We start from the raw sequence: 23,865 nt of genomic DNA, 5'->3' as shown, positions 1-23,865 counted from the left end.
AATACCTAATGCGACGAATTATTTCAACATAAGACGACAAAATCCACCTGTCTATTCTATCATGTATGTTAAAATGGATCATACTGTAAATTTAGGGGTGACTGTCGAATGCGCGTAGTCTTTGAGCGGAATGTAGCGGTACCGATGCGGGATGGTGTCATTCTGCGCGCCAATGTATTTCGTCCTCTGGAAAATGGTGAGTACCCTGTCATTGTAACGCGTCTGCCCTATGGCAAAGACACCGGTTTTGCGTACGCGATTCTCGATCCAGTACGGCTCGCTGAGGCGGGCTACATTCTCGTCATTCAAGACTGCCGCGGCAGATTCGCATCCGGCGGAGAGTTTCGAGGGTTCATACAGGAGTTCGACGATGGCTACGACACTGTGGATTGGGCCTCAAAAATGCCTGGTTCTAACGGATCGATCGGCATGTACGGCGCATCCTACTTTGCCTATACGCAGTGGGCAGCTGCAGCAGGCGGGCATCCTGCGCTGAAGGCTGTGATGCCAATGGTCGCGTTTGACGATGGCTGGCAAGGAGTCGGGTACAGGAACGGCGCTTATGAGTGGGGTATGGCAGCGTCGTGGTACACGGGTGGAATGGCCCTCCCTGAACTGTTGCGCTCAAGAAGTCAAAGTCCGGAGTTCCCGATGCAGTTCGGACGGCTGGTCTACGACGTAGACCACTTGTCACATCAAGGATACTTTGAACTTCCGCTGAAAGACTTCACACCCATGAAACGCGCCGATGTGCTGCCAGAGTTCTTCGATCAGATGCTCGAAGACCGCTATACCGACGCTTGGCGCTCCATCTCTATCCACCCGCACTATGAATCCATGCAGGTGGATGCTCACCTGGTTGGCGGCTGGTATGACGTGTTCCTAAAGAGCACCATCGCAAGTTTCCTGCGTCTGCGCGAGCTTGGCCGTGAAACCCGCATCATTATCGGACCGTGGACGCACAGCAACTACGGTAACGCCGTCGGCGATCTCGATTTTGGCATGGCCGCGAACAGCAACTTTCTCGATCTGAAATTTGATTCCACGACGCTGCATCAACGGTGGTTTGACGCTCGGTTGAAAGGGATTGAGAACGACCTTGCATCGGAGCCTCCGATCCGTATCTTTGTCATGGGCGAAAACAAGTGGCGCGTGGCGACCGATTGGCCGCTGCCGGAGACCAAGTATACACCGTTTTATCTGAACAGCGACGGACATGCCAACTCCAAACACGGCAATGGACGACTCAGCTTCCACACCCCCGCAGATAACAGTCCCGCGGACGTCTATATGTACGATCCAGCGAACCCGGTCCTCACGAACGGGGGTAACCTGCTGATGACTGCGGCCTACCCGCCTGGCCCGATTGAACAGTCAGTGGTTGAGGAACGGGACGATGTTCTCGTGTTCACCTCTGAAGTGCTCGAGGCGCCGCTCGAAGTAACCGGTCCGTTGACCGCGAAGTTGTGGGTGAAAAGCAGTGCGCCGGATACGGACTTCGTCGTGAGGCTCACAGATGTCTACCCAGACGGAACGTCCATCAACATCGCCGACGGCGTTATCCGGATGCGTTACCGCGACAGCTTCGAGCAACCGGAACTGATAGAACCCGGCGCACTCTACGAAGTCGACATCGACCTCTGGGCAACGAGTAACGTGTTCCTGTCTGGGCATCGAGTTCGCGTTCAGGTGACAAGCAGCAACTTCCCGAAATGGAACCGAAACCTGAATACTGGTGCGTCCAACCAGGAGACAGCCGAGTTTGTCGTCGCAACACAGACCATTTTGCACGATGCGGCTCATCCGTCGCACATCCTGTTACCCGTTATTCCGCGAAATTAGTCTCCATTAGGATGGGATAAGGTGGCTGCCAGCTTCCGATCGAGCCAGAGACAGAATTACTGCGCAGGCTGGCAGCCGCAAAGTTCCCACCCCCGAGCGCCCATAGGCCAACAGCCATTCCATCTTACATTTGTGACTGAACTACTCGTTCGAACAGTCTCCACGGCAACCATTTGCGTGCCGTCAGTGCGAGTCTCATGCCTTTGCCAACCGGATAACGGAACTTCGGTGAGCGATGTCGCAAGACTTTTCGGATAACGCCTACGACCTCCATCGGATCGCCAGCTGACTTAGCAGTGTTTTGTACCTGCTTGTACAACCGGTTGGCCGTGTCGCTGTAGGGTGAATCTGGGTCCATCTGGTACCCCCTCAGACTGTTTTCCCATACATTCGTTTGGTACGGTCCAGGCTCGATAAGTACGACACTTATCCCGTAACGAGCAACTTCAAAGCGCAGACTCTCCATCATACCTTCCAATGCAAACTTGGACGCACTGTATGGCCCGAGACCCGGCATGGCAATTCGCCCACTGATGCTGCTGACGGTAACAATTCGCCCTGCTCCCTGCTCGCGCATGCAGGGAAGCACCGCCTGCGTACAAGCCAAAACACCGAAGACATTCGTTTCAAACTGGCGCCGCCATTCCGATAGGGCTACTTCCTCAACGAGCCCGCCGGCGGCATAGCCTGCGTTATTAATGAGGACGTCGATTCGTCCGTATCTGGCAACCACACGTTCAACTACATCGCGAACTTGGGTTTCATTGGTCACATCCATCTGCATGATGTCGATCCGGTCCGTCACCCCCGCCCGGCCCGCTGCTGAACGAAGAGTATCCCCTTTGCCGGTGTTTCTCATCGTGGAAATGACCTGATAGCCGTCTTTCGCCAAAGCGATGCTCGTAAGCAAACCGAATCCGCTGTTTGTCCCGGTAATCAGTGCCACACTGCCACTTGCTTCAGCAGCCTCGTGACTCCATTGTTGGTACGGTTGATCTGCCACAGTTCCACCCCTTTCTGCAAAGGACCATGAAATTTCATCCTGAGACCGTCAGGAACACCCATCCGTAGTGGTCGTGAAACTCATCCTGTGTTCGCAGGTATGCATAATTCACTCCCATAGAACGGAAACTTATGGAGACTGAACTCATTTCCGAGGAGGAAGACGTTGTGAAAAAGATGTGGATTGCTTTCTCTGCAGTGACTGTCATGCTGACGCTCGGTGGCTGCGGAGCAGCCAACAATGCCGCAAATACTGTGCAGAACGCCGTAAATAACACAGGCAACGCAATTCAGAACACGACAAATGCTGTGCAAAACGGTGTCAGTAATATGACCAACAACGCGATGTAGTTCCGCGCACACGGCCGCTCTCCAGTACAGGCTTCAGTTACCTGATGGAGGAGCGGCCTTATCTGTCTGCATGTGGAACTCCGTCCACATCCCCCTCAGCGGCCAACCTCAACGACAGCGTTCATCGATTTGTGCCCGATGGCATTTTTACACGCCTTCACAGAAGGCCTGTGTGACATCCTGACCATGCAGGTCAATGCCCATTCCAACTTCAATAAATACAACCTTCTCCATCGTACAGTCCCTTTCTGTGGCTAGATTCAAGATCTATCCAATTCAGGATTCATCCAAGTCCACAAAGAGTATAGCCGATTTACGAGATCCTACCCAGTCACATTCAGCCAAGCACAATCACCGAACTGCCTTTCTTAGCAAATTGCTCACAAACAATGGGCAGAGAGAGTCGCTATCCACATATTGCCTTTACACGCCGTATGTTTGCAGGCTATGATACGCGTGAGATATTACGGACAATGCCTGAGTGGCCACAGAGTAAAGAGGAGGTCTCTGAATGCCTAGCGTTGTGATTACAGGCAGTACACGTGGACTTGGGTTTGCGATGGCACGTTGCTTTTTACAGCGAGGCTACCTGGTAACACTCTCTGGGCGAACAGAAGAAGCGCTTTCTTCTGCCAAGGCACAGCTTGGAGAATACCAAGACCGTATCTTGACAGTCCCCTGTGATGTTCAGGACAGACGAGACGTTGTGCGCCTTTGGGAATCAGCCGTTGAGCGATGGGGCGTTGTCGACATCTGGATCAATAACGCGGGCATCAATCAGCCTGATGTACATTTGTGGGACATTTCCCCTGAGGATGTCGATCACGTTGTCCGCACCAACCTCCTCGGCGTCATTTACGGGTCTCAGGTGGCTATGCATGGTATGCTCCGTCAGAAACATGGCCGCATCTTTAACGTCGAAGGATTCGGCAGCAACGACATGCAGCAGGCTGGACTGAACTTGTACGGGACCACGAAACGTGCCATTACCTATTTCACAGAGGCACTGGCGAAGGAAGCCGCGGGCACATCGGTGAACGTTGGTTGTATCAGCCCGGGAATGATGGTGACCGACTTTATCACAAAATCCCAGAGCATTCTCAATGATGAGGCAAGAGTTAAAAAGGTGTTCAACATTCTAGGCGACAGACCGGAAACTGTCGCGGAGTTTCTTGTCTCACGCATGGCAGCCGGGTCGAAAAACGGAGCTCGAATAGCTTGGTTAACGAAAGCAAAAGCGACCTACCGATTTATGACGGCTTCATTTCGCAAGCGAGAGCTGTTATAAAAAAGAACGACCGTGGGAGGAGTTCCCACGGTTGTTTTATCCATTTCTCGTTTTATCCATTTATTGAACGAAGCGGCCGTCCTTCATGACCTGAACCACGGATCCGTCTGCCAATTCGGCATCAATGTTCAGCGCCGGTGAACCAATCATGAAGTCCACGTGCACAAGGCTGTCATTGAGTCCATTCTCCTCCCACTTTTCGCGGGGCAAATCACGTCCGCCTTTGATGAGCGGGTAGGCCATGCCAATCGCCAAATGGCAGGAGGCATTCTCATCGAACAGCGTGTTGTAGAACAGCAGATTACGCTCAGCGATTGGTGAATTGACAGGAACCAGTGCAGCCTCGCCAAGATAATGACTGCCTTCGTCCGTCTCGACGATATTGCGTAAAGCGTCCACTCCTGAATCCGCCTTGAAATCCACAATTCGCCCATTCTCAAAGGTGAGCTCGAGGCCCTCAATCAAAGCACCACCGTGGTTCAGTGGCATCGTGCTCTTCACGACACCATTGACGCCTGTTTTCAACGGCGCAGTGAATACTTCCTCCGTAGGCATGTTCGGAACATACTGGATTCCGTCAGGTGTTGTATTGAGCGCCGCTTTCCAGAAGTGCTCGGGATGGAACTCAATGAACAAGTCCGTCCCCCCACCGTGATAGTGGAGCTTTCGGAAGTTCAGTTGATTCAACCAATCTGCACGTCCGCGCAGGCGCTCAATGTGGTCAGTCCACTCCTGGACCGGGTTGTCTCCGAGCGCACGACTGCAATACAAAATTGCCTCCCAAAGGGCATCTACGCGGTTTGCTGCGGGCAGGTTGGGAAACACTTTGTCTGCCCAAGCCTGAGTCGGCACAGAGAGCAGAGACCAACTGTACTCTTCATTGGTCCGGCGTCGGGTGAACGGCTGGAATGTCTGACGATGGACTCGTTCTGCTGTTCCCACACGTGCCGAGTCTACGCCTTGAAACAGATCCGGATTTGACGCAGGCAGTGCTAGATAAGCCGCGCCTTCGCTTGCGAGCTGCTCTACCCACTGAGCCTGCCAGCGATACCGTTCTTCGAGGAGTTTTAGATCACCGCGTGCTACCGTTTCACGAATCCAGTGTTCATCGCCCCAGTCCACTTGTACGAATCTCGCACCCATGTCATAGGCTGTTTCAGTTAAGATTTCGGAAAACTGGACGTGTTCCGGCAAGACCTGCCGATTCCCATAGCCAACGACCAGAATTTGATCCTTTTGCAGATTCAGGCCAACCTTCAAAGCCAGTTCTGCGTACTTCTGTAACCCTTCTCGAAGCATACGTTTCCCTCCCGTTGGTGAGCTTCAGGATGCTTGTACCTATGTATTGACACGCGTACAGCATAGCACAACAGGCCCCCTGTGCGAATGGACAGTGATTCTCACTGTCCACCACTCACATCACCTGGCACCCCTCTCGCGGTGCGCCTGCGTACACTCGCACAGTCGAAATCTAAACGTGCAACAGGCCAGGAAACAACTGGCCGAGTCCGGTTGCCGCCATCTGAATGGCGATAATGGAGAGCAGGAAGCCCATTAAACGGGTGATTACGTTGAGTCCGGTTTGGGAGATCCTTTGATGGATGTGCGAAGCGTAGTAGAAAATGAGAAATGTGATCGCGAGTACTACGCTGAAAGCAACAAATACTACCCCACTGCGCATGATGAGATTTGGCCCTGCAGCGAGCGCCATGACACTCGTAATGGTCCCTGGGCCGGCAATCACGGGGATTGCAAGCGGTGTAATGGTGATGTCTGGCCTTGCCTCCTGCCCCTGAAGAGGTTCACCGTCTGCTGAACTGACAAGTTCCGTTTCTTCTGAGGTGTCCTGAATGGGAGACGGTTTTGCGTGAAGTAAGTCATATGCAATACCAAACAACAGGATGCCCCCCGCAACGCGAAAGGCACTGATAGTGATACTGAACATCTGTAAAATGAAATTCCCCAGCAAAAGGAACGCCAACAGGATGACAAAACTGTGCAAAACGGTTCGTTTTGCAACATCTCGTTGTTCTCGTTGGGAGTAACCGGTAGTCAACGCTAAAAATGTCGGCAAAATTCCAAATGGATTCATGACAGCGAAAATCGACACCAGTGCATGCAAAAAGAAAGCTACCATTCGTTTATCAGTCAGTCCCTTTGTATTTACTTCACCGCTTTGAGTGGTACTTCAGCAGACAAGACGTTTAGACGGAGTCCATGAAAGGCCTCCAGACTTGCATCCAAAACACCTTTGACCTCCGGCTGTCCATGGGGCAAAAGGTCGATTTGAACGGGCCGCTCACCGTATCTCTCTAACTCCTGTCGGAACTCGATAGATTCCGGCCGCCAAAAGCACACTCGTACGCCGCCCATCTCGCAGGCGACATAGTCCCCAATGTCTGGGATGTGGATTTCTTCGGAATCCATCGGACCAAAGTAAGGTTCCCAGCTTTCTCGAAAATCATCAATATTTCCTACCAACGAGTGAATGGCAGACAAACGAAGGTCCTGGGGCTGCCGGCCTATGGCTCCTGCAGCCGTCAAAGCGGCACGTCGTTCCTCATCAGACTCGGCCCATTCAATCAAGAACGGCAGTGCGTAGTCATCTGATCCAGTGTGCCCTGGGAACAGCAGCCGCCAGCGGATGACAGTCCCGTCAGGGCGGATACGCTCGCCATGGGCGGGTCCCCAGAACGGCAACCCACGTCTAGCCCAATCAGCCACGATAGCATCCATCTCGTGTGTCCGAAGCGCAAACTGGCCGACGCCCTCACGAACAGACAGACTACGCATCACCTCTCGACCGAATCGGCTTCGTGCAGCAAGAATGAAATTTTGGATGCCAATCCACTCGATATATGACAAATCAAAGTAGGCTAACTCGTTATATGTACCCCAATCGGGGTGTTTCCCACCCGCGGTGCCGTGGAGGGAAAAGCGATCCTCAAAGCCTCTGCGAACGTCGTATGGGTCATTGACAGCATGCAATACATGATCAACCGCGAAGCCCACCGGAATCCCTCCCCACGCTCTTTCGGGTATTTCGTAGATTACGGAACTCATTTTGGCATGTGGCAAAAGTGCCGACAAGGTACAAATTGACTACTTCCAAGAAAAATAACCTGGTACATTCATCCAATGTCCTGGAGATTCAGCCAGCTGAAACAGTGCCTTCCCGCTCCTCCGTGATGAGGGGTGATGGGGCCTCAGTGTAGTGAATTTGAAGTTGGTGCAAGGCCCGCGTACATCCCACATAAAGCAGTTTTGCACTCTCAGGACTGTCATCATAGTTGGCTGCATCCACATCTAAGAGGAGTACCGCGTCAAATTCCAGGCCCTTCGTTAAGTACACCGGGAGCACGGAGATACCGCCAAGATAAGACTGCTGACGAGATGTAATCTGGTGGGCAGTCAATCCGGCCGTGATCAGTGCATCGTAAACCTCCTGACATTCTCCTTCGACCCTGCAAACGACTGCCACGGTATTCGCACCTTGCTGCATCAAGTCCTTCACCGCAGTGACTGACTCTTGCAAACGTGTGCCGACAGGAACCTGTTTGACCTTGACGGGTTGACCGCTCCGAAATACCGGTTTCGCAAGCGTAAATTGTTTGAAGCGTCGAATGACATGGTTTGCGAACTCAATAATCTCCATCGTCGATCGGTAACTGACATCCAAGCGAAAGAATTCGCGCCGTTCTTGCGTAAAGCGGTCGAGGAACTCGGACCAGTTTCCAATTCCCTGATACCCATGAATGCTTTGTGACAGGTCTCCAAGGATCGTGAACGACCCGCTTGGGCAATAGTGCTGGAGCACAGCAATCTGAAACGGTGAGAAATCTTGTGCTTCGTCGATCACAACGTGGTCAAAGGACTCATCCCCGCCCATCCCGTGCAGACGCAGATGGATGTACAAAAGCGGTGCCAAATCCTCCAGATTGACTTGAGGTCTGGTGGCGGGCCCCCTGCCAGTGCGTTGTCCAGCTTTTCGTCTGCCGGCGTCCTTGGCGCCAGCAAATCCCTGCAGTTCAAGCGTTGAAGCGAGTACTTCTTGGTAAATATCATAGACCGTGAGCGCAGACCATTTTTTTGAGTAGCTTCGAAACCTGGCGGCACCCTGTTTTTTACGCGATCCGGTCTTGTCATCAGCCTTGACGTCCCGATAAGCCATATCCATGTAGCGCTTGACTCTGGCAAGCACCCGGTCACGGCGTGGGGCAATTGGGTAATGTCGATACTCTTCGAAGAACCACCTACGAATGTCTGACTCCAGCAACACTGCCCCATCCCACGGTTCGAAGTCGCCGTTTGGAACGATGTTTTTCTCGATGACCGTGAGTGTGTGTTCCAACTGTTTAAGGAATTGCATAGAGCCCTTGAACCGAGTGACATGAAATTCTCGTTCCACCATCTTATCTTTGTGAACCGAAAACCAACGTTCATAGCGGTTCATCGGATCGGCCAACGCTACTTTTTGGTCCAACACCTGAAGCGCCCATTTGGCAAACGTAGTCTGGCGAATCCCGCCCACGCCAAGCTCAGGCAGAACTTCCGAGATATATTCAACAAACATGGCGTTAGGCGCAAATATCACCATTCGATGTGTACGCATCCGCTCGGAGTGCTGATACAAGAGGTATGCGAGGCGGTGCAGTGCAACTGTGGTTTTCCCGCTGCCGGCAACGCCTTGAATGACGATCGCCAGGTTTCGGTCAGCGCGAATAATCCTGTCCTGCTCAGCCTGAATCGTCGAGACGATATCTCTCAGGCGGCTTTCCTTGTGCTCTGAAAGTCGGTACAACAAGAATTCGTCAGTGACATTCAGGTTCTCTTGTCCCTTTACATAACTGTCCACGAGCCGGATGAGTTGGCCATCTCGAACGGCGAGGTTTCGCTTGAGCAGAACATCAGCTTCAATGATTCCGTCCGGTGCTTCGTACCGGGCCAGTCCCTGGCCACTGAACGAGTAGAAGATACTCGCAATGGGAGCGCGCCAATCAATCACCAAGCGGTCCCCAGTGTGACTGTCCTCGACGCCGCGCTTGCCGATGTACAAGGTCAAGGCACTCGACTCGTTCTCCTCGATGAGGTCAAGTCTGCCAAAGTACGGTTCAGACTGGCTTCGCCGAAGTGCGTCGATTTGTTCGTCGCGAAGACGCTCCACCGTCTGCTGAGCGACTTCGTCTGCTGTCTGGGGCTCGGAGGTATCCTCGTTAAAATACCGGGGAATTGCGGCGAGGCGTTGGAGCATATCGCCCACTCGCGAGAGCACGTAGGTAAGTCGTTTCTTTTCCTCATGCTCAGGGTCTTGCGGCACAGACTCCATCACGTCGAAACTCATCAGCATCCCTCCGTAACACATGGAAAAGCTCCACAGACCAAATTACGGACCCAGCAATTCAACCCCTTGCCCGGTCCGTCTTTGTTTGTGGTTCCTTGTATTGTCCTGAAAGGACTTTATTTTACCGAAGACCTGAGATTCAATCAAGTACTTTCAAATCGGAAGGCCCCTTGTACATGTACAAGGGGCCTTCCGTTATTCGTTACGGTACCTCGTGATGCCGTTCAGGTACTGATGTTACTCCGTGACTTGGTGTTGCATTACCGTTTTGTGCAGCGGCAGGAATAAAATCGAAAGCAAGGTAATCACGGACGTTGCCATCACCACAACAAACACCGTATGCAGCGACTGTGACAACACTGTGTGCACGGCTGTCAGGACCTCTTTCGGAACGTGATCGATCGCGGCGCCTGGTGTAAGCAGTTTGCTAAAGTTCTTTGGCGGTTGCCCACTCGCAAACTGTGTCTTGACGTGCTGCGTTACCGCGTTGTTAAACCAGGTTCCGTAAATGGCCACGCCCATGGTCTGGCCAAGCGATCGCATAAAGGTATTCGATGCCGTTGCAGACCCGCGAAGCCGCCACGGTACGGACGCCTGAATCAGGACGGTGAACGGTGTCATGGAGAAACCCATGCCTAATCCAATCACGACCATGATGACGACGAGATACCAATACGGAGTGTGCAATCCTACAAAACTCAACCACACGCATCCCGCGACGATGAGAATACCGCCGAGAACAGAGATGCTCTTCGAACCGACCTTATACATCAGGCGTCCGCCAATTGTCGCTGCGATCGGCCAGCCGATAGACATCGGCATCAAGGTGAGACCAGAACTCGTTGCACTGTGTCCCAGAATCGACTGAATCCACATTGGCAGATACACGTTGCTCGCAATCAAGACCGCGCTTGCCAAGAAACTGGCAACATTAGACACAGCGATAATACGCATCTTGAACAAGGTCAGCGGCAGCATGGGCTCTTTGGCTTTCAGTTCCACAACCACGAACAAGATGAGACCAACAACAGTAATTGCAAACAGACCAAGGATATTTACCGACGTCCAAGCGAAATTCGGCTTTCCGCCATTTAAGAGTGCGTAGAGAAGTGATGAGATCGAAACGGTGAACAGTGCCGCACCAAGGAAGTCCACCTTGTGCGATCTCCGTTCAAAACTTTCATGCAGGTTGAACCATACAAGCACGAGTGAGATGATACCAATCGGGACGTTAATATAAAAGATCCAGCGCCACGACCCATAATCAACGAAAAATCCTCCGACAAGAGGACCGAGGATACCTGCGATACCCCAGACGGAACTGAACAAGCCCTGCATTTTGGCTCGTTCTTCGCCGGAGAACAAGTCACCAATAATCGTAAACGTGATAGGCATTACCGCTCCTGCCCCGATTCCCTGCAACGCGCGGAACCAGATGAGCTGCATCATGGTTTGCGAAGCTCCGGAAAGAATGGAGCCGAGCAAAAACAAAACCACGCCAATACTGAAAATGGTCTTTCGGCCATAGAGGTCTGCCAACTTCCCGTAAATCGGGGTCGTCACAGATGTTGTCAGTGTGTAGATGGCAAAGACCCAACTGAGCAGGTTGATTCCGCTTAAATCACTGACAATCGTCGGCATCGCAGTACTGACGACGGTTACGTCAATCGCGACGAGTAGGATAGCGACCATCATGGCCGCCGTGACCATGCGGCGATTTGTCCGATGGTTCATGGATTCTTGCCCCCAACCTTGTTTTCATTGCGTGAGACACTTCAACAATTATATCCTCTCGGTAGATATTGTCGATAGGCGTCTTACAATTCCTGTTTCTGGCCTCGGTTCTGGTAATGATTCAGAACCGCGCGCAGGTCATCCGGCTTCATCTGACTTGGTATTGTAACATCAAGGACATATTCATCCTGACGAAACTCCCGTACAATCACGTCAACACTATCGCCCGTTTTCTCCATCAGAGCCTGCTTAAATTCATCGATCGACACACTGTACGGAACGGGCACCGGATACACCATTGAATGAGTATCTGAAATGATTGTGATAGCCGACTGTATCATAGCCGAGTTCGGAATGACTCGCTTTTGACCATTCTCGCGAATCACCGTGTGATACCAATTGATATCCTCAACAACCCCGCTGTACTCCACTCCGCTGAATAGATACGTTCTGACGGTGATTGTTTGTCCGATAGAAAATGGATGCAGCGTTAACAAGATGATGCCTGCGAAAACATTAGACAACGTCGACTGAGCTCCGATGCCGACGACGACACCGGTCAGCGCACCTCCAACCAAAATACTGCCCACTTTGATATGTATGAGGTGCAGCCCAATCACAATCATGAAAGCATAGCCCACAGTACTATATACCCGGGCTACAAGAACCGATATCTTGGCGAACTGTGAACTCCTGTTGATCGAGTTTTGAATAGCCTTTGAGGAGTAGCGAATTAACATAGACGCTACAAACAACCACAACAAGCAGATGAGCCAACTCACCCACGAGTGGCTGACACCGGTATAGAGCGAGATAATCTTACTGTCCAGGAGGACATTCAGCAAAATGGAGAGCGCAATCAGCCAGATCGTCATCCACAAAAACCGGAACATCGGCCTTTTCAACGAAAACATTCCTTCCCGATTGAGAAATGGTTGAATGTATGTAGTAATAAGTTTGTGGTTCACATCCATTCGCTACATCACAAACCAATTCTGGAGGGCTGGTAAATTGGCTGATTTGCATCAAGACAAGCTAGCTATGCCTGGCGTCGAAACCACAGATAAAGTTCTTCATCCCGATCTCGATCCGTTTTCCCAACTCCTTGGCATGCGCCTGGTAGATCTGAAGCCAGGCATCGGCACGGTCGAAATGACTGTCGGCCCGGAACACATGAATCCCCATGGCACCCCACATGGCGGGGCCATCTTTTCGCTGGCCGACAGCGCCTTGGCGGTGGCGAGTAACTCCAGAGGACTGGAGGCTGTTGCGCTCGACGTATCGATTACCTACTGTCGGCCCGCTTTGAACGGCAGCGTGCTGCGCGCCACCGCAAGTGAACTGAACGTCACCCGACGCACCGGCCTGTTTGACATTCGCGTTGAACGCGAAGATGGCAAACTGGTCGCTTCCGCTCGGGGTACCGTCTTTTACACCGGTAATCCATTTAAAGGGTGGGACAGTCCACAGAAGTAAGACAATTGAACTCGGGACCGGCACCCGTGTGCCGACATACAGGAGTCCGCTCGGCTAAGACTTGCCAGACCGAAAGATCGACCACATGACAAACCCGCCGAGCACAACACCAACGCCGAGGACGATGTCATTAAACGGGAATGACCACAACTGGCTTGGGGATTTTGCGAGTGATGAAGCTACCATCAAACCGGCCAAAAAAATACTCAGAGACAGCAGCATGACCGACAGTGTAAAACGATTGCTGATGCGTGTAATCTGACGCACGATTCGCTCGAACTCGCCAAAGTCGAGCTCTACTTTGACTCGCCCGCGAGCCAGGCCCTGCACGATGGAACGGGCTTGACGAGGCAGATCAATGAGAAAGTCAAAGACGTCAAACGCCCCGCGGACGGTGTCCCTTGTGACATTCTTCGGGTTCAACCGTTCGCGCAGCAGACGGCGCCCAAATGGTTCGGCGATATCAAGGATGCGAAAATCCGGCGCAAGGTGCTCAAGCACCCCCTCCAGGGTAAGCAATGTTTTTCCGACCAGAGTAAGGTCGGACGGGATTTTGATGTGATGCTTATAAGCAACCGTAAACAGGTCAGACGTAGCCTCAGCCATACTGATTTCATGGAAGGAGACGTCGTAATACTTATCTCGCAGCGCCTCTACGTCGTGCCGCAGCTTGCCGTCGTCCACGTTTAACGGGACAACACCCATTCGGTACAGCGTCCGGAGAATCGCTTCACTGTCTCGACGCATCAACGCAATCACAAGTGATGCCAAGTATCCCCTCGTATCTGGCGACAACTTGCCAACCATACCGAAATCCATCATCACCAGATTGCCATTTGGCATCACTGCAAGATTGCCAGGATGCGGGTCAGCATGAAAAAAACCGTGCAGTAAAAGCTCTGTCAAAATTGCATTGACCGCTTGCTCCGCAACATCCCTGCAGTCATACCCCTGCTCTACCATACTGTCGCGGTTGGTCAATTTCAAACCTCCCACGTATTCCATGACAAGAAGTTTCGGTGTCGTCAAATCCCAATAGATCTCGGGGATTTTCAGGTTTCCATCACGCTTGTGAATCTCACGAAGTTTATCGGCATTGCGCCCTTCAATCTGATAGTCGAGCTCGCGCAAAATCGTGGTCCGAAACTCTTCCACAACGTCGGAAAGCGCGTAGTGCTTCGCCCAGTCAAAGTGCCGTTCTGCCATCAGAGCAAAATCCATGAGAATTTCCAAATCGACTCGAATCTGTCGCTCAACATCGGGTCGTTGGACCTTGACAGCAACCTCTTCACCGGTTCGAAGCACGCCGCGGTGAACCTGACCAATCGAGGCCGCTCCGACAGGCATCGGATCGAGTTCATCAAATATCTCATCAACAGGCAGACCAAGTTCTGCCTCTACTGCTATGCGCACTTGATCCATCGCGACAGGAGAAACGTCATCCTGGAGTTTAGACAACTCATCAATCAGCGCGGACGGAAACAGGTCCCGGCGCACACTCGCCAGTTGACCGAGTTTCACAAAGGTCGGTCCAAGTTGCTCCATCACCTTCCGGACACGTTCATACGTTGATAATGTCACGCGTTCCGGAGGCGACTTTTTTAGCCATCTCCTTGGGTAATCGAGAAGATCAGACAGCCCAATCTCCGCGATGAACCACCCGAAGCCATTCGCCACGAGCAATTGTGTAATCTCACGATAACGTTGGAAGTGACGCACGCGTCTACCGATGGATGCTCCCGGTACCATTTGCAGGTGTCCTCTCCGTCGTCCCATAGTCTTCCTTGACAGTTTATCACATTCTCCGCGGGTCTCCATGAGACCGAGGCGGACTTACAGAAATGTAACGAAAACCAGACTCCGCTTTTCTGCTTAATTTCGCTACAATGCGAAAGTAGCAGTAGAAAAGGAGTTTGTACAACCGTGAACCTTCAGCCGCTCTTTCCGACACCAATTGTATCCGTGACGCAATTCCCTGACACCCATCCGGGCCAAGCGAGTTTTGTATGGCTGGTAGAAACCGAATCAGAACGCGCCATCGTGCGCACAACTCGAATGTCAAAAGAACCTGCGGACGAGTTCTGGCACGGATGCCTGTCTTTGTTCGGAATTGATCCCACGGATGTATTTGCACTCGAAGCTGTTAACGAGTCCTTGCGGCAAACGTCGCTGATTCCGGTTCCCAAGGTTCTGCGGACTGACTCATTGAATGGGGTGCCGTTTGCCATCGTAGAAGTACTGCCAGGTCAGACTGTGCAGTCCTTCTCTGCTTTGCCGGTATCCGCTTCATATCAGTTAGGTAAGTCAATCGCCAGTATTCATCAACTGCAGCGCGTAACCTGCGGCAACTTCCGTGGAACTGTCCGATACCCTGCCAGCGAATTTCACACCAAAGTGGCGGGTGTCATGCCCCTTTTGACAGCCCGTTACCACGCTGAAGATACTGAGATCACAGAGGCGCTGGGGGGATTCGTAACAGCAGCACGAACAATTCCCTCTCCTCCCACTGCAGTTCCAGTGTTGCTCGATCTGGACCCGACCCAATTCATCGCCGCTGATGGTGCTCTGACAGGGCTGGTTGACACGGAAGTGTATGCTTATGGGCCGGCAGAACTGGACCTGATCGCACTCGAGTACCTGCTTGACTCTCCGCGAGCCAAAGCCTTTCAGGAGGGATACAAGGCAGTGCTGCCATTTCCAAACTTGAGTGCTGTGCGGGGATTGTACCGCTTTCTAAATCGAATCCTGTCCGTTCAGGGTCCAATCCCCCTGCAGCAATGGATGAACCACCCAATTCGATTCAATAGCTGAAGTGGTCAGTTTGTCTCGCTTTCTGTATACTGAACTGAGTTCATATGGGCGAAAGGATGTGAAGGTTTGGGCACGAGGAGTGCACGAAAACTGGTCCTGTGGGGCGCAGTCATCATTGTCGTCGTTGTTGGCGTCATCATTGGCACCTACGCGTGGAATCAACAACGGGCCAGGCAAGTGGCAGCCTTCGCAGCGTCGGCGCAGCTGATGGGATTAACACAAATTCCGAATCAGCCGGCGCCGGATATGAACCTCATTGATCAGAATGGCAATCGCGTTTCTCTGTCAAGTTTTCGTGGCAAGATTGTCGTTCTTGAATTTATGGATCCAGTCTGCACAGATATTTGCCCAATCGTCTCCGCAGAATTCGTTCGGGCCAATCAATTGCTTGGAAGTCGGTCACGAGGCGTCGTGTTCGTGGCTGTCAATGTCAATCAATATCACGAGTCGGTGGCAGATGTGAAGAAGTTTTCAAATCAACACGGTCTTTCCAAGCTCAACAACTGGTATTTCCTTACCGGTTCGACCTCCCAGTTGCAGAAGGTATGGAAAGACTACAACATTTACGTAAAGCCGAATCCCACAGGTGATGTCCAGCACTCTTCCTTCATGTACTTCATCGATCGCAACGGAAACGAACAAGCGTTGGCGAATCCTGATAACAATCCATCCCAAGTCGAGCCATGGGCGAAGGGCATTGTGGCTGTGACGTTGCAGATGGTCTAACAACGAGCAGCCACCTCCCTCACAATACGGGTGCCTTTGAAAGGGTATCCCCATGTAACATGCACAGCAGTAAAGGGCTGCCCATTTTGGGCAGCCCTTTACTGCTGTGCACACGACGTTATCAAGTGGGAGCGCTCCAACTATACAGTTCTCGACCCAGTCGCGCTGAGCCGCGCCCCATGAGCTGTCTGGGTATCCTTGTGCTCTTTGGCCTGCTTCGGTCCAATCATTAGAATGAACAAGGCGAGGACGATGGCTGGACTGGTTCCAAAGGAGAACATGTACACCGGCTGGAAGCCAAAGTGATCGAACCCAAACCACGTGAGAACAAGCCAGACGATACTGATGACGCGGATCACCGTTGCAAACCGAACAGGCGTCAAAAACCATTCAACTGCCATGAAAGCCAGGAACAGAACAACTGCAACCACGTTGACGATTAGCCCACCTGGGCTAATGATGTGTGCGACATGGTCTGATGTATTCGCAACCCATCCAGGGACAGTGCCATTGTTAGTGAGGCTTAAAAACCGGTTCCAGCCCGACGAGGTCCAGAACCCTTCCATGGGTAAAACATGAAAAACAACTTGCAATAACCAGAATCCTATAATGCCGATCCGCAGGTACGTGTACGCTCGGGCGTTCTGCGGTGCCCTGCCTGCTATACTCGCCACGTCACCAGAACGCTTCGCACGTACAGCTAGAGTTCGGTTCCCGCTATCTGTCCTCTCTGCGATTTGCCAAGCACTTGCAGGCAAAACAAACATCAAGAGCATGAGCAAGTATACAACTTCAAGCAAGGGTGACCCTCCGGACAGGGAAGTATTCGGTACAAACAGTCCGCCAAATCCCGTCATTAAGACCCAGTCAAACACAGCAAACAAACCACCTGCTACCGCGGTGATTCGAACCGCTGTTCGATTCGCCGTCGTTAGAAGCACCAGCCCAACAAGTAGTTGCACGGTACACGATAACACGTTCATCCATGCGGAGTTTGCAGCCCACAGATTGACAAACGGGCTGGCCAGGGCGTGAATTGCTCCGGGGGCTTGGTTCAGTCCCAAATCACGCATAACCGCCGCCTTGGAAATGTCCACCATCCTCGGTTGAATTTGAAGTATCCCTGAGATGGTGATAAGCGTCCCCATTCCGAGTCGCAACCACTTTTGGCCCAGTGTTTGATCAAAAGTGGTCTTTTGCTTGTGAAGCACTTTCGCTTGTTGTGCCTCCTCAGGGTTGTCGCTCAGACTGATAGATAACTTTGCCATCAGGAGCAACATGACCACTTTCAGCACAATCACAAAACCAACGAAGAGCAGGAAGTCTAGCAAAATCAGGTAATAGCTGTGGATATCTTCAGCTCTCGCAGGCAATCGTCTTCACTTCCTTACAGATGCTGTGTTCCGGACGTGTGATCCTGGTACTGGGACAACACCTTCGCTTTTGACTGTTGACCCGCATTCGTGAAACTGATGAGTGCGCTCGCCAAGTAAAACGTGCCTGGCCCTTCCCACATGATGAAGTTGCCAAATACGCCGCCAACTGAAATTGCGAGCAAAACCCAGCCTGCCCACTTCGCCTTCCAAAGTGAAAGAATCGCCGCAAGCCCCCCGATTGTAACCATCGTGATGGTCCAATACGGTGAGCCGGCATTTACGCCGTGAAAGAAGTTACCCAATTCTAAGTGAGCCGTAATTGCGCCAACAATGGTTCCAGCCAGGCCTACAGCCAATCCCATCCACTTCATATCACATCACCCAGCTTTTATAGAATGCTGAAATCAATCGCAATGAACAGCAACATCAAATACGCAAGCGAGAAGAAAAATGACCTGCGGGCCCAACGGAACGAACCTTCTTCTTCTCTCAAGGTGCGAGTAAGGTAGTACAGAAATCCAACCCCGAGCACAACTGCGGCGATAGGATACACCAAGTTCAGCGGTGTCACAAAGTACAAGGCAAGTGATCCAATTAGGAGCACGATTCCGTAGATGAAGCTTTGCCACTTCGTGTTCCTTGAACCTTTCACAACAGGCATCATTGGAATCCCTGCTCGTTGGTAATCTTCATTCTTATACAGCGCAAGTGACCAAAAATGCGGCGGAGTCCAGAGGAAGATAATGAGAAACAACAGGACAGCCGTCAGACTCAGGTGTCCGGTGACACCAGCCCATCCGACCAACGGAGGCATCGCACCTGCACCACCGCCGATCACGATGTTCTGCGGGGTGCTTCGTTTCAGCCAAAACGTGTAGATGACCACGTAGTAAACAGCACCGGCAAACGACAGTGTCGCGGCCAACAGGTTGAGAAATACAGCCATCATGACAAAAGAAAGGACGATGAGACTGAGGCCAAATATGAGGGCCTGATTCGGTGTGATAATCCCAGCCGGTATGGGGCGCTTGACTGTGCGCTTCATGACGGCATCGATATCGCGATCATACCACATGTTCAGTGCGGCGGATCCCCCGGTTGACATTGCCAGGCCAAGCAACGTAACGACAATGATTCGCAGAGATGGAATCCCACGCTGGGCCAAAATCATGCCACTCAAGGCAGTATAGAGTAACATCACCATGATGCCAGGCTTCGTAAGCTGCCAGTACCCGTTTATGACGTCGGCCAAGCGCTTTGGTACGACTGGTACTGCGGCTGCTTCCGGCGTGACATCCAATCCTTTTACAACGTTCATGGATATCCCCCGCTATCGTGAAATCAAGCAAATAGTGAGTGACGGCTCCGAAGCACTCGGAACCGTCCCCTGAGATACGCGTCTACTTCCAGCGCAGCGGGACGAAGAACCCGTCAGAACAATGGGTTACCTTCGCCCCGCCAAGGCGCTGTTACCCTTGCACTGGAGGTTGCTGGCTATGATCGTTGGCCGATTGTTTGCGAGCCGTCTCCATGTGTCTGTCCATGTTGACTGCCCACCGGGCAACGATCACGAGGAGGCCTACCATCACAACAATCTGGAAGACCCACCATGCAATAAACCACCAGAGTCCTACACCAGCTTCAGAACCTGGAACGATGAGCGGTAACTGGGGCCAGAAGTGGTCCATAAGAGCACCTCGTTTCTTGTCTCCGAAGGACTTCGGATTTGCCTGAAGTCCCGGAAAATTTCTTTACAGATAGTACAGTTGAACCCAGGTCACGACCCAGCACACGAACATAAACCAGAGCACAATATTGGTCGCGTAGACGCCCCAGTAGTTTTCAATCTTGTTACCTAATCTCTTCACACGGGACCGAGTTGCAAGCATTCCAATCCAAGTAAAGAACAGATAAACATCAATTGTTCCCATGGTTGGAATGAAGGTCTCTCCGTAGTGTGAGACCGGATCGAGCACTCCATTAAAAGCTGGAATGCCGATAAGAATGATGGCTATCAAGGCAAACAGGATAGCCCAGTTGTAACTCCGCACGATGCCTGGTCGATTGGCCTTCTTTGCACTTTTGCTCCCTGCCACCGTGAACAAACCGCTTAACAGCATGGCAACGGTCGCCGCAATCGCTGGCCACTGCGTTACTTGTGGGGCGACGTAGCCTCCCGCAACCACGTAACGCATTTCAAGCAGAAGCAGAATCGGCACTGCCAGGCCTATCAAAAAGAGTGTCAAACCGCCCTTGAGCTTAAACAGATCGGCTCGGGACAGAGGGGTTTGCATCGGATACAACACATCATTGGACTGATTCGAGGATGCTGCCAAGATGTTCACCTCGCTTTGTGAAAATCATTCCGTACGTCAGGACTGAAACACAACTGCCTCGCCGGCGCCGTCACTGTAGTCGTAGAAACCATTAACTACTTGCGGCTCTGTTTCGAAGTTTGTACCCACAGCCGGAGACGGAGCATACCACTCGAGCGTCTTCGCCTTCCATGGGTTCTCTTCCGCAGCTGGTCCCTTGACCCAAGCCCAGATGATGTAGCCGATGTTGTACAAGAAACCGAATCCGAGCAAGAATGCACAGATCGAGATTTCAAAGTTCTGCCACATCAAATAGTGCGGATACACAGGAACCCAGCGGTTCATGCCACGCAAGCCAACGATGAAGAACTGGAAGAACGTCGCATTGAAGGCGATGAAGATCCAGTATGCGCCGAACTGACCCCACTTGTCATTGAAAGTGCGTCCGGAGAACTTCGGCAGATAGTAGTACATTGCCGCAAACGACGAGAATACCATTCCACCAATGATGGTGTAGTGGAAGTGCCCGACGACAAAGAACGTGTCATGAAGCTGCATGTTGACCATCGGATCGGCCAAAAACACGCCCGTCAATCCGCCGATCAAGAAGTTGAACATGCTCATCAATACCAACAGCGAAGGTGTATTTAAGGTAAACTTCGACTTCCAGATGGTTCCGATGGCTACCATGAAGGCAAAACCGGTCGGAATCGAAATCATCTCTGTAAAGAACGAGATAGGAAGAATCGTCGAGTTGCCCTGTGTTGGGAACAAGTGATGCGCCCAAACCATACCGGACAGAAGCATGACGAACACCAGTCCGATAACGCCCCACTGTCTTGCGAACAAGGTCTTTTTACTGAGAACTGGAAGAATCTCCATCCATAGTGCCAAGGCCGGAACAACGACGATGTACACTTCAGGGTGACCAAACAGCCAGAACATCTGCAAGTAGACCATCGGACTGCCAACTGCGGTGAAGAGCGGTAAAGGTACTATCTTCGCTAGAAGCGCCAAGATGAACGTCATCATAATCTCAGGAATCCAGATGATGTTCAGGAAGCTCACTGCGAGCATGCCCCATGCGTACATCGGCAAACGGTTCCAGGTGAGGCCAGGAGCACGTTTGAACACGATAGTTGCGACGAGGTTTAACGCAACAATCAACGACGACAAGAGGAGGATGAAGACCCCCAAGTAATAGAAGATGATCCCGTCGCCATCTTGCGAAGCCAGCGGCTGATATCCGCGCCAGCCCGTCGTCCAATCACCAAGCAAGGGACTGAACGCGACAGTCATGATGCCCGCTGGCACCATCCACACAGAGATACCGGACAGTCGAGAAAATGCACTCGAATTCGAACCGACCATCATCGGAATCAGATAGTTTCCAAGACCACCGACCATGAACACGGTACCGACGGAGAACATCATGATGGTTCCGTGGACGCCTACAGTGGTGAGATAGCCTTTGGAGTATTGGAACAGCCACATATGATCGGACATCAATTGCAACCGCATCATCATGGCGGCAATACCCGCAATCAGGAAACCAAGTCCCGAAGACACCATGTACTGAATACCGATGACCTTATGGTCCGTGCTGTATTCAAAATACCGGCGCCAACCAACTGTTTCCTTCCATTTAAGTGGGAAACCAAATGCCGGTTTGACAAGGGCATCCCAGCCTCCAACACCAAACAGCCAGCCAACCATAGCGCCCATCCAACCAAACACAACAGACACCTGGTTAACATACGAATGCAGCACATCTGGATCAATGCCAGACACAATCGAATTTAACAACAGGAAACCAATGGCCGCCCAAATGACACCTTTCATGGGCGGAGACATTCGTCGCCGGGGCACTACCGGCAGTTCTCCTGTTGCCTGTAATGGGCTATTGCCCGGTGTTACGCTCACGCTGCCTTCCCCCGTTCTCCTTACGGTAGATTTGCAAAGTTGGTCTCACTGCACCAACAGACGAACTCAGCTTCCGCTCTGCAGTTTCAGCTGTTGTTGTACCCAACTTGCAAAGTTCGACTGCGACACCACATGGAGGTTTGACTCCATGTACGGATGTCCCGGGCCACAGACCTCAGCACACTGAACACGCATCATACCGTTCTGCTGCGTATCAGAAATAACAGTCGGGGTGATGTACTCATAACGCGTTTCGCCAGGGATGACGTCTGTCTTCATGCCGAATGCGGGAATCCAGAAGCTGTGAATGACGTCAATCTGTTCCGAAAGACCGTCGCCGTCGCCGTAAGAGTTCAGGACAAACTTAACCGGACGATCGACAGGCAGATACAGCACATCGTTACCGTTCGAATCCACAGATTCCTGAATCCCGTACTGTGGATATGAGAACGACCAACCCCATTGTTGAGCCGTTACGTCGACAATCAGCTCATTGGAACTCTTGTTATATGCCTGACCTTCTTGCCAGTACACCTGCATGGCGGATGCCGTTGGGTGAACAAACAGAAACAGGTTGACAACCAAACTGAGCGTTACCCAAAGACCGACATATGCCTTATTAAACTTAACCTGTGATGTTGAGCTTCCTGTATCGCCTTTCCTACGGCGAAAACGGAAGAGCGCATAAAACAGCATCATCACGACAAAAACGAAGATTGGCACAACAGTCATCAACAAAAATGATGCTGCTGCCTGACCTTCCTGAGCCTGGACCGACGCGGTAAAGACGTAAAAGTGACGTCCTACAATGGACGCTATCCAATCCGCGATGACACTCAGGACAACCCAGATGATGCCAAATCCCCAGAAATCACCCACGTGCTACACCTCCATCCATGCCGAATGCATCTCAAAGTTTGAGAAGCATCACGCACGCTTTACATTGCTGCACTGGAGCTCGCTCTTTGAGAGCGCTCTCAGTGAAACCTTAGAAGTCAATCGTTCAGTCTGATCTCGAATCCTTCGTCAGACTTTGGCAGGAAGAATGTCGATGGTACCGCGCATACCTTCATCGTAGTGAATGTAAGATTGTACGAAACAACCGTACATCCATCGCCCAGGTTTGTTCGGAACCGTGAATGACCACGTCACATAACCACCTGGTTCGAGCGTCGGACTGAAGTTACCATTGCCAGGCCCAGTGACGAGCCATGGGTGCGGACTTACCTGACTCGTAACAATCGCATTGTTTGTTACCCAGTTACTGACATGGTAGGCTTCGAGGATGTTGATATGGACACCATCCCAAAAGTCTGTGTGGAAACCAGTCGCAATTGGACCAAATTCGGTTGGAGTCGTGTCAAAACCACGACCAATCCACATTTCATGCGGGCGGTTCGGACTCTGATTCATCAGGTGCAGCGTAACTTGGTCACCAACGCGCCATTGCATATGGTTTGGATCGAAATAGAAATCACCTTGATAGAGTCGCACGTGCCCTTGGTCAGTTGTCTGTGGGCGCAGTGACTGAAATGCATTAGCGATAGGAGACTTGGCGAATAAAGCACCTACACCGACCACCGCCAACCCACCGGCTCCAAGCAGAAACTCACGGCGGCTCCACTCTCTTTCTACCAGAGGTTGTTGGTTTTTCTCGAGGTCGTCGCTCACGTTCATCCC

General features: G+C 51.9%; 22 protein-coding genes and 1 pseudogene. 6 read left to right on the top strand and 17 right to left on the bottom strand.

The window, feature by feature from the left end; genetic code table 11:
- The first annotated feature begins 108 nt into the window (after positions 1 to 108).
- Entirely contained in the window at positions 109 to 1,842 is a 1,734-nt protein-coding gene (locus AN477_RS19135) for a CocE/NonD family hydrolase (protein WP_054970783.1), read from the top strand.
- 124 nt (positions 1,843 to 1,966) lie between these two features.
- Here the strand turns inward: AN477_RS19135 and AN477_RS19130 are convergent, their stop codons facing one another.
- Positions 1,967 to 2,845 (bottom strand): SDR family oxidoreductase, encoded by an 879-nt coding sequence (locus AN477_RS19130; RefSeq protein ID WP_083486478.1) that lies wholly within the window; start codon positions 2,843 to 2,845, stop codon positions 1,967 to 1,969.
- Between the two features lie 167 nt (positions 2,846 to 3,012).
- Here AN477_RS19130 and AN477_RS19125 point away from each other — a divergent pair, with 167 nt between their 5' ends.
- Positions 3,013 to 3,195, top strand: a complete 183-nt coding sequence (locus tag AN477_RS19125) for a hypothetical protein (RefSeq protein WP_054970782.1) — start codon at positions 3,013 to 3,015, stop codon at positions 3,193 to 3,195.
- Positions 3,196 to 3,317: 122 nt separating this feature from the next.
- Here the strand turns inward: AN477_RS19125 and AN477_RS24745 are convergent.
- Positions 3,318 to 3,429 (bottom strand): annotated as a pseudogene (locus AN477_RS24745) (Lin0512 family protein); the annotation flags it as partial.
- A gap of 277 nt (positions 3,430 to 3,706) precedes the next feature.
- Between AN477_RS24745 and AN477_RS19120 the strand changes: the two are divergent.
- Positions 3,707 to 4,483: an SDR family oxidoreductase gene (locus AN477_RS19120; protein ID WP_054970781.1), complete on the top strand. Its 777-nt coding sequence runs from the start codon at positions 3,707 to 3,709 to the stop codon at positions 4,481 to 4,483.
- A gap of 60 nt (positions 4,484 to 4,543) precedes the next feature.
- Here AN477_RS19120 and AN477_RS19115 read toward each other — a convergent pair whose 3' ends face one another.
- From AN477_RS19115 to AN477_RS19090, 6 genes are all read right to left on the bottom strand, one after another.
- Positions 4,544 to 5,782, bottom strand: coding sequence for an aminopeptidase (locus AN477_RS19115; RefSeq protein ID WP_054970780.1), 1,239 nt, complete (start codon positions 5,780 to 5,782; stop codon positions 4,544 to 4,546).
- Between the two features lie 172 nt (positions 5,783 to 5,954).
- Complete coding sequence (locus AN477_RS19110; protein ID WP_054970779.1) at positions 5,955 to 6,620, bottom strand: MarC family protein; 666 nt, start codon at positions 6,618 to 6,620, stop codon at positions 5,955 to 5,957.
- A 26-nt stretch (positions 6,621 to 6,646) separates the two neighbouring features.
- Positions 6,647 to 7,495: a VOC family protein gene (locus AN477_RS19105; RefSeq protein ID WP_054970778.1), complete on the bottom strand. Its 849-nt coding sequence runs from the start codon at positions 7,493 to 7,495 to the stop codon at positions 6,647 to 6,649.
- Positions 7,496 to 7,634: 139 nt separating this feature from the next.
- Positions 7,635 to 9,824, bottom strand: a complete 2,190-nt coding sequence (locus AN477_RS19100) for a HelD family protein (protein WP_083486476.1) — start codon at positions 9,822 to 9,824, stop codon at positions 7,635 to 7,637.
- 237 nt (positions 9,825 to 10,061) lie between these two features.
- The gene (locus AN477_RS19095) at positions 10,062 to 11,558 is read right to left on the bottom strand and encodes an MDR family MFS transporter (RefSeq protein ID WP_054970777.1); all 1,497 of its coding nucleotides are present in this window, start codon (positions 11,556 to 11,558) and stop codon (positions 10,062 to 10,064) included.
- A gap of 83 nt (positions 11,559 to 11,641) precedes the next feature.
- The gene (locus AN477_RS19090) at positions 11,642 to 12,463 is read right to left on the bottom strand and encodes a mechanosensitive ion channel family protein (RefSeq protein ID WP_169787928.1); all 822 of its coding nucleotides are present in this window, start codon (positions 12,461 to 12,463) and stop codon (positions 11,642 to 11,644) included.
- 106 nt (positions 12,464 to 12,569) lie between these two features.
- Between AN477_RS19090 and paaI the strand changes: the two genes are divergently transcribed.
- Entirely contained in the window at positions 12,570 to 13,034 is a 465-nt protein-coding gene (paaI, locus tag AN477_RS19085) for a hydroxyphenylacetyl-CoA thioesterase PaaI (protein WP_054970775.1), read from the top strand.
- Between the two features lie 54 nt (positions 13,035 to 13,088).
- Here the strand turns inward: paaI and AN477_RS19080 are convergent, their stop codons facing one another.
- The gene (locus AN477_RS19080; protein ID WP_054970774.1) at positions 13,089 to 14,783 is read right to left on the bottom strand and encodes an ABC1 kinase family protein; all 1,695 of its coding nucleotides are present in this window, start codon (positions 14,781 to 14,783) and stop codon (positions 13,089 to 13,091) included.
- Between the two features lie 174 nt (positions 14,784 to 14,957).
- Here AN477_RS19080 and AN477_RS19075 point away from each other — a divergent pair, with 174 nt between their 5' ends.
- On the top strand, positions 14,958 to 15,845 hold the full coding sequence (locus AN477_RS19075) for a phosphotransferase (RefSeq protein ID WP_054970773.1): 888 nt from the start codon (positions 14,958 to 14,960) through the stop codon (positions 15,843 to 15,845).
- Positions 15,846 to 15,911: 66 nt separating this feature from the next.
- The gene (locus tag AN477_RS19070; protein WP_054970772.1) at positions 15,912 to 16,571 is read left to right on the top strand and encodes an SCO family protein; all 660 of its coding nucleotides are present in this window, start codon (positions 15,912 to 15,914) and stop codon (positions 16,569 to 16,571) included.
- 140 nt (positions 16,572 to 16,711) lie between these two features.
- Here the strand turns inward: AN477_RS19070 and AN477_RS19065 are convergent, their stop codons facing one another.
- The 8 genes from AN477_RS19065 to AN477_RS19030 form a co-directional block, all read right to left on the bottom strand.
- Positions 16,712 to 17,944, bottom strand: coding sequence for a hypothetical protein (locus AN477_RS19065; RefSeq protein ID WP_054970771.1), 1,233 nt, complete (start codon positions 17,942 to 17,944; stop codon positions 16,712 to 16,714).
- A 14-nt stretch (positions 17,945 to 17,958) separates the two neighbouring features.
- Entirely contained in the window at positions 17,959 to 18,318 is a 360-nt protein-coding gene (locus AN477_RS19060; RefSeq protein WP_054970770.1) for a hypothetical protein, read from the bottom strand.
- A 17-nt stretch (positions 18,319 to 18,335) separates the two neighbouring features.
- Entirely contained in the window at positions 18,336 to 19,265 is a 930-nt protein-coding gene (locus tag AN477_RS19055; RefSeq protein ID WP_083486473.1) for a heme o synthase, read from the bottom strand.
- A gap of 151 nt (positions 19,266 to 19,416) precedes the next feature.
- Positions 19,417 to 19,635 carry a hypothetical protein gene (locus AN477_RS19050; RefSeq protein WP_054970769.1) on the bottom strand — a complete coding sequence of 73 codons (219 nt, stop codon included), beginning with the start codon at positions 19,633 to 19,635 and terminating at the stop codon, positions 19,417 to 19,419.
- Between the two features lie 63 nt (positions 19,636 to 19,698).
- Entirely contained in the window at positions 19,699 to 20,283 is a 585-nt protein-coding gene (locus tag AN477_RS19045) for a hypothetical protein (RefSeq protein ID WP_054970768.1), read from the bottom strand.
- A 36-nt stretch (positions 20,284 to 20,319) separates the two neighbouring features.
- Positions 20,320 to 22,185, bottom strand: coding sequence for a cytochrome c oxidase subunit I (locus tag AN477_RS19040; RefSeq protein ID WP_211266035.1), 1,866 nt, complete (start codon positions 22,183 to 22,185; stop codon positions 20,320 to 20,322).
- A 66-nt stretch (positions 22,186 to 22,251) separates the two neighbouring features.
- Positions 22,252 to 23,064 (bottom strand): cytochrome c oxidase subunit II, encoded by an 813-nt coding sequence (locus AN477_RS19035; RefSeq protein WP_054970766.1) that lies wholly within the window; start codon positions 23,062 to 23,064, stop codon positions 22,252 to 22,254.
- A gap of 147 nt (positions 23,065 to 23,211) precedes the next feature.
- Positions 23,212 to 23,856 carry a cupredoxin domain-containing protein gene (locus AN477_RS19030; protein ID WP_054970765.1) on the bottom strand — a complete coding sequence of 215 codons (645 nt, stop codon included), beginning with the start codon at positions 23,854 to 23,856 and terminating at the stop codon, positions 23,212 to 23,214.
- Between the last annotated feature and the right edge of the window lie 9 nt (positions 23,857 to 23,865).

It is taken from the genome of Paenalicyclobacillus ferrooxydans, from assembly GCF_001399675.1.
Taxonomy (GTDB): Bacteria; Bacillota; Bacilli; order Alicyclobacillales; family Alicyclobacillaceae; genus Alicyclobacillus_B; species Alicyclobacillus_B ferrooxydans.
This window is presented reverse-complemented; position numbering and strand designations above follow the sequence as displayed.

Bases quoted from the DNA above. Each gene is read 5' to 3' on its own strand.
- AN477_RS19115 (WP_054970780.1), bottom strand. From the start codon at position 5,782: ATGCTTCGAGAAGGGTTACAGAAGTACGCAGAACTGGCTTTGAAGGTT.
- AN477_RS19080 (WP_054970774.1), bottom strand. From the start codon at position 14,783: ATGGTACCGGGAGCATCCATCGGTAGACGCGTGCGTCACTTCCAACGT.
- AN477_RS19095 (WP_054970777.1), bottom strand. From the start codon at position 11,558: ATGAACCATCGGACAAATCGCCGCATGGTCACGGCGGCCATGATGGTC.
- AN477_RS19100 (WP_083486476.1), bottom strand. From the start codon at position 9,824: ATGAGTTTCGACGTGATGGAGTCTGTGCCGCAAGACCCTGAGCATGAG.
- AN477_RS19135 (WP_054970783.1), top strand. From the start codon at position 109: ATGCGCGTAGTCTTTGAGCGGAATGTAGCGGTACCGATGCGGGATGGT.
- AN477_RS19050 (WP_054970769.1), bottom strand. From the start codon at position 19,635: ATGGACCACTTCTGGCCCCAGTTACCGCTCATCGTTCCAGGTTCTGAA.
- AN477_RS19060 (WP_054970770.1), bottom strand. From the start codon at position 18,318: ATGAAGTGGATGGGATTGGCTGTAGGCCTGGCTGGAACCATTGTTGGC.
- AN477_RS19055 (WP_083486473.1), bottom strand. From the start codon at position 19,265: ATGAACGTTGTAAAAGGATTGGATGTCACGCCGGAAGCAGCCGCAGTA.
- AN477_RS19120 (WP_054970781.1), top strand. From the start codon at position 3,707: ATGCCTAGCGTTGTGATTACAGGCAGTACACGTGGACTTGGGTTTGCG.
- AN477_RS19110 (WP_054970779.1), bottom strand. From the start codon at position 6,620: ATGGTAGCTTTCTTTTTGCATGCACTGGTGTCGATTTTCGCTGTCATG.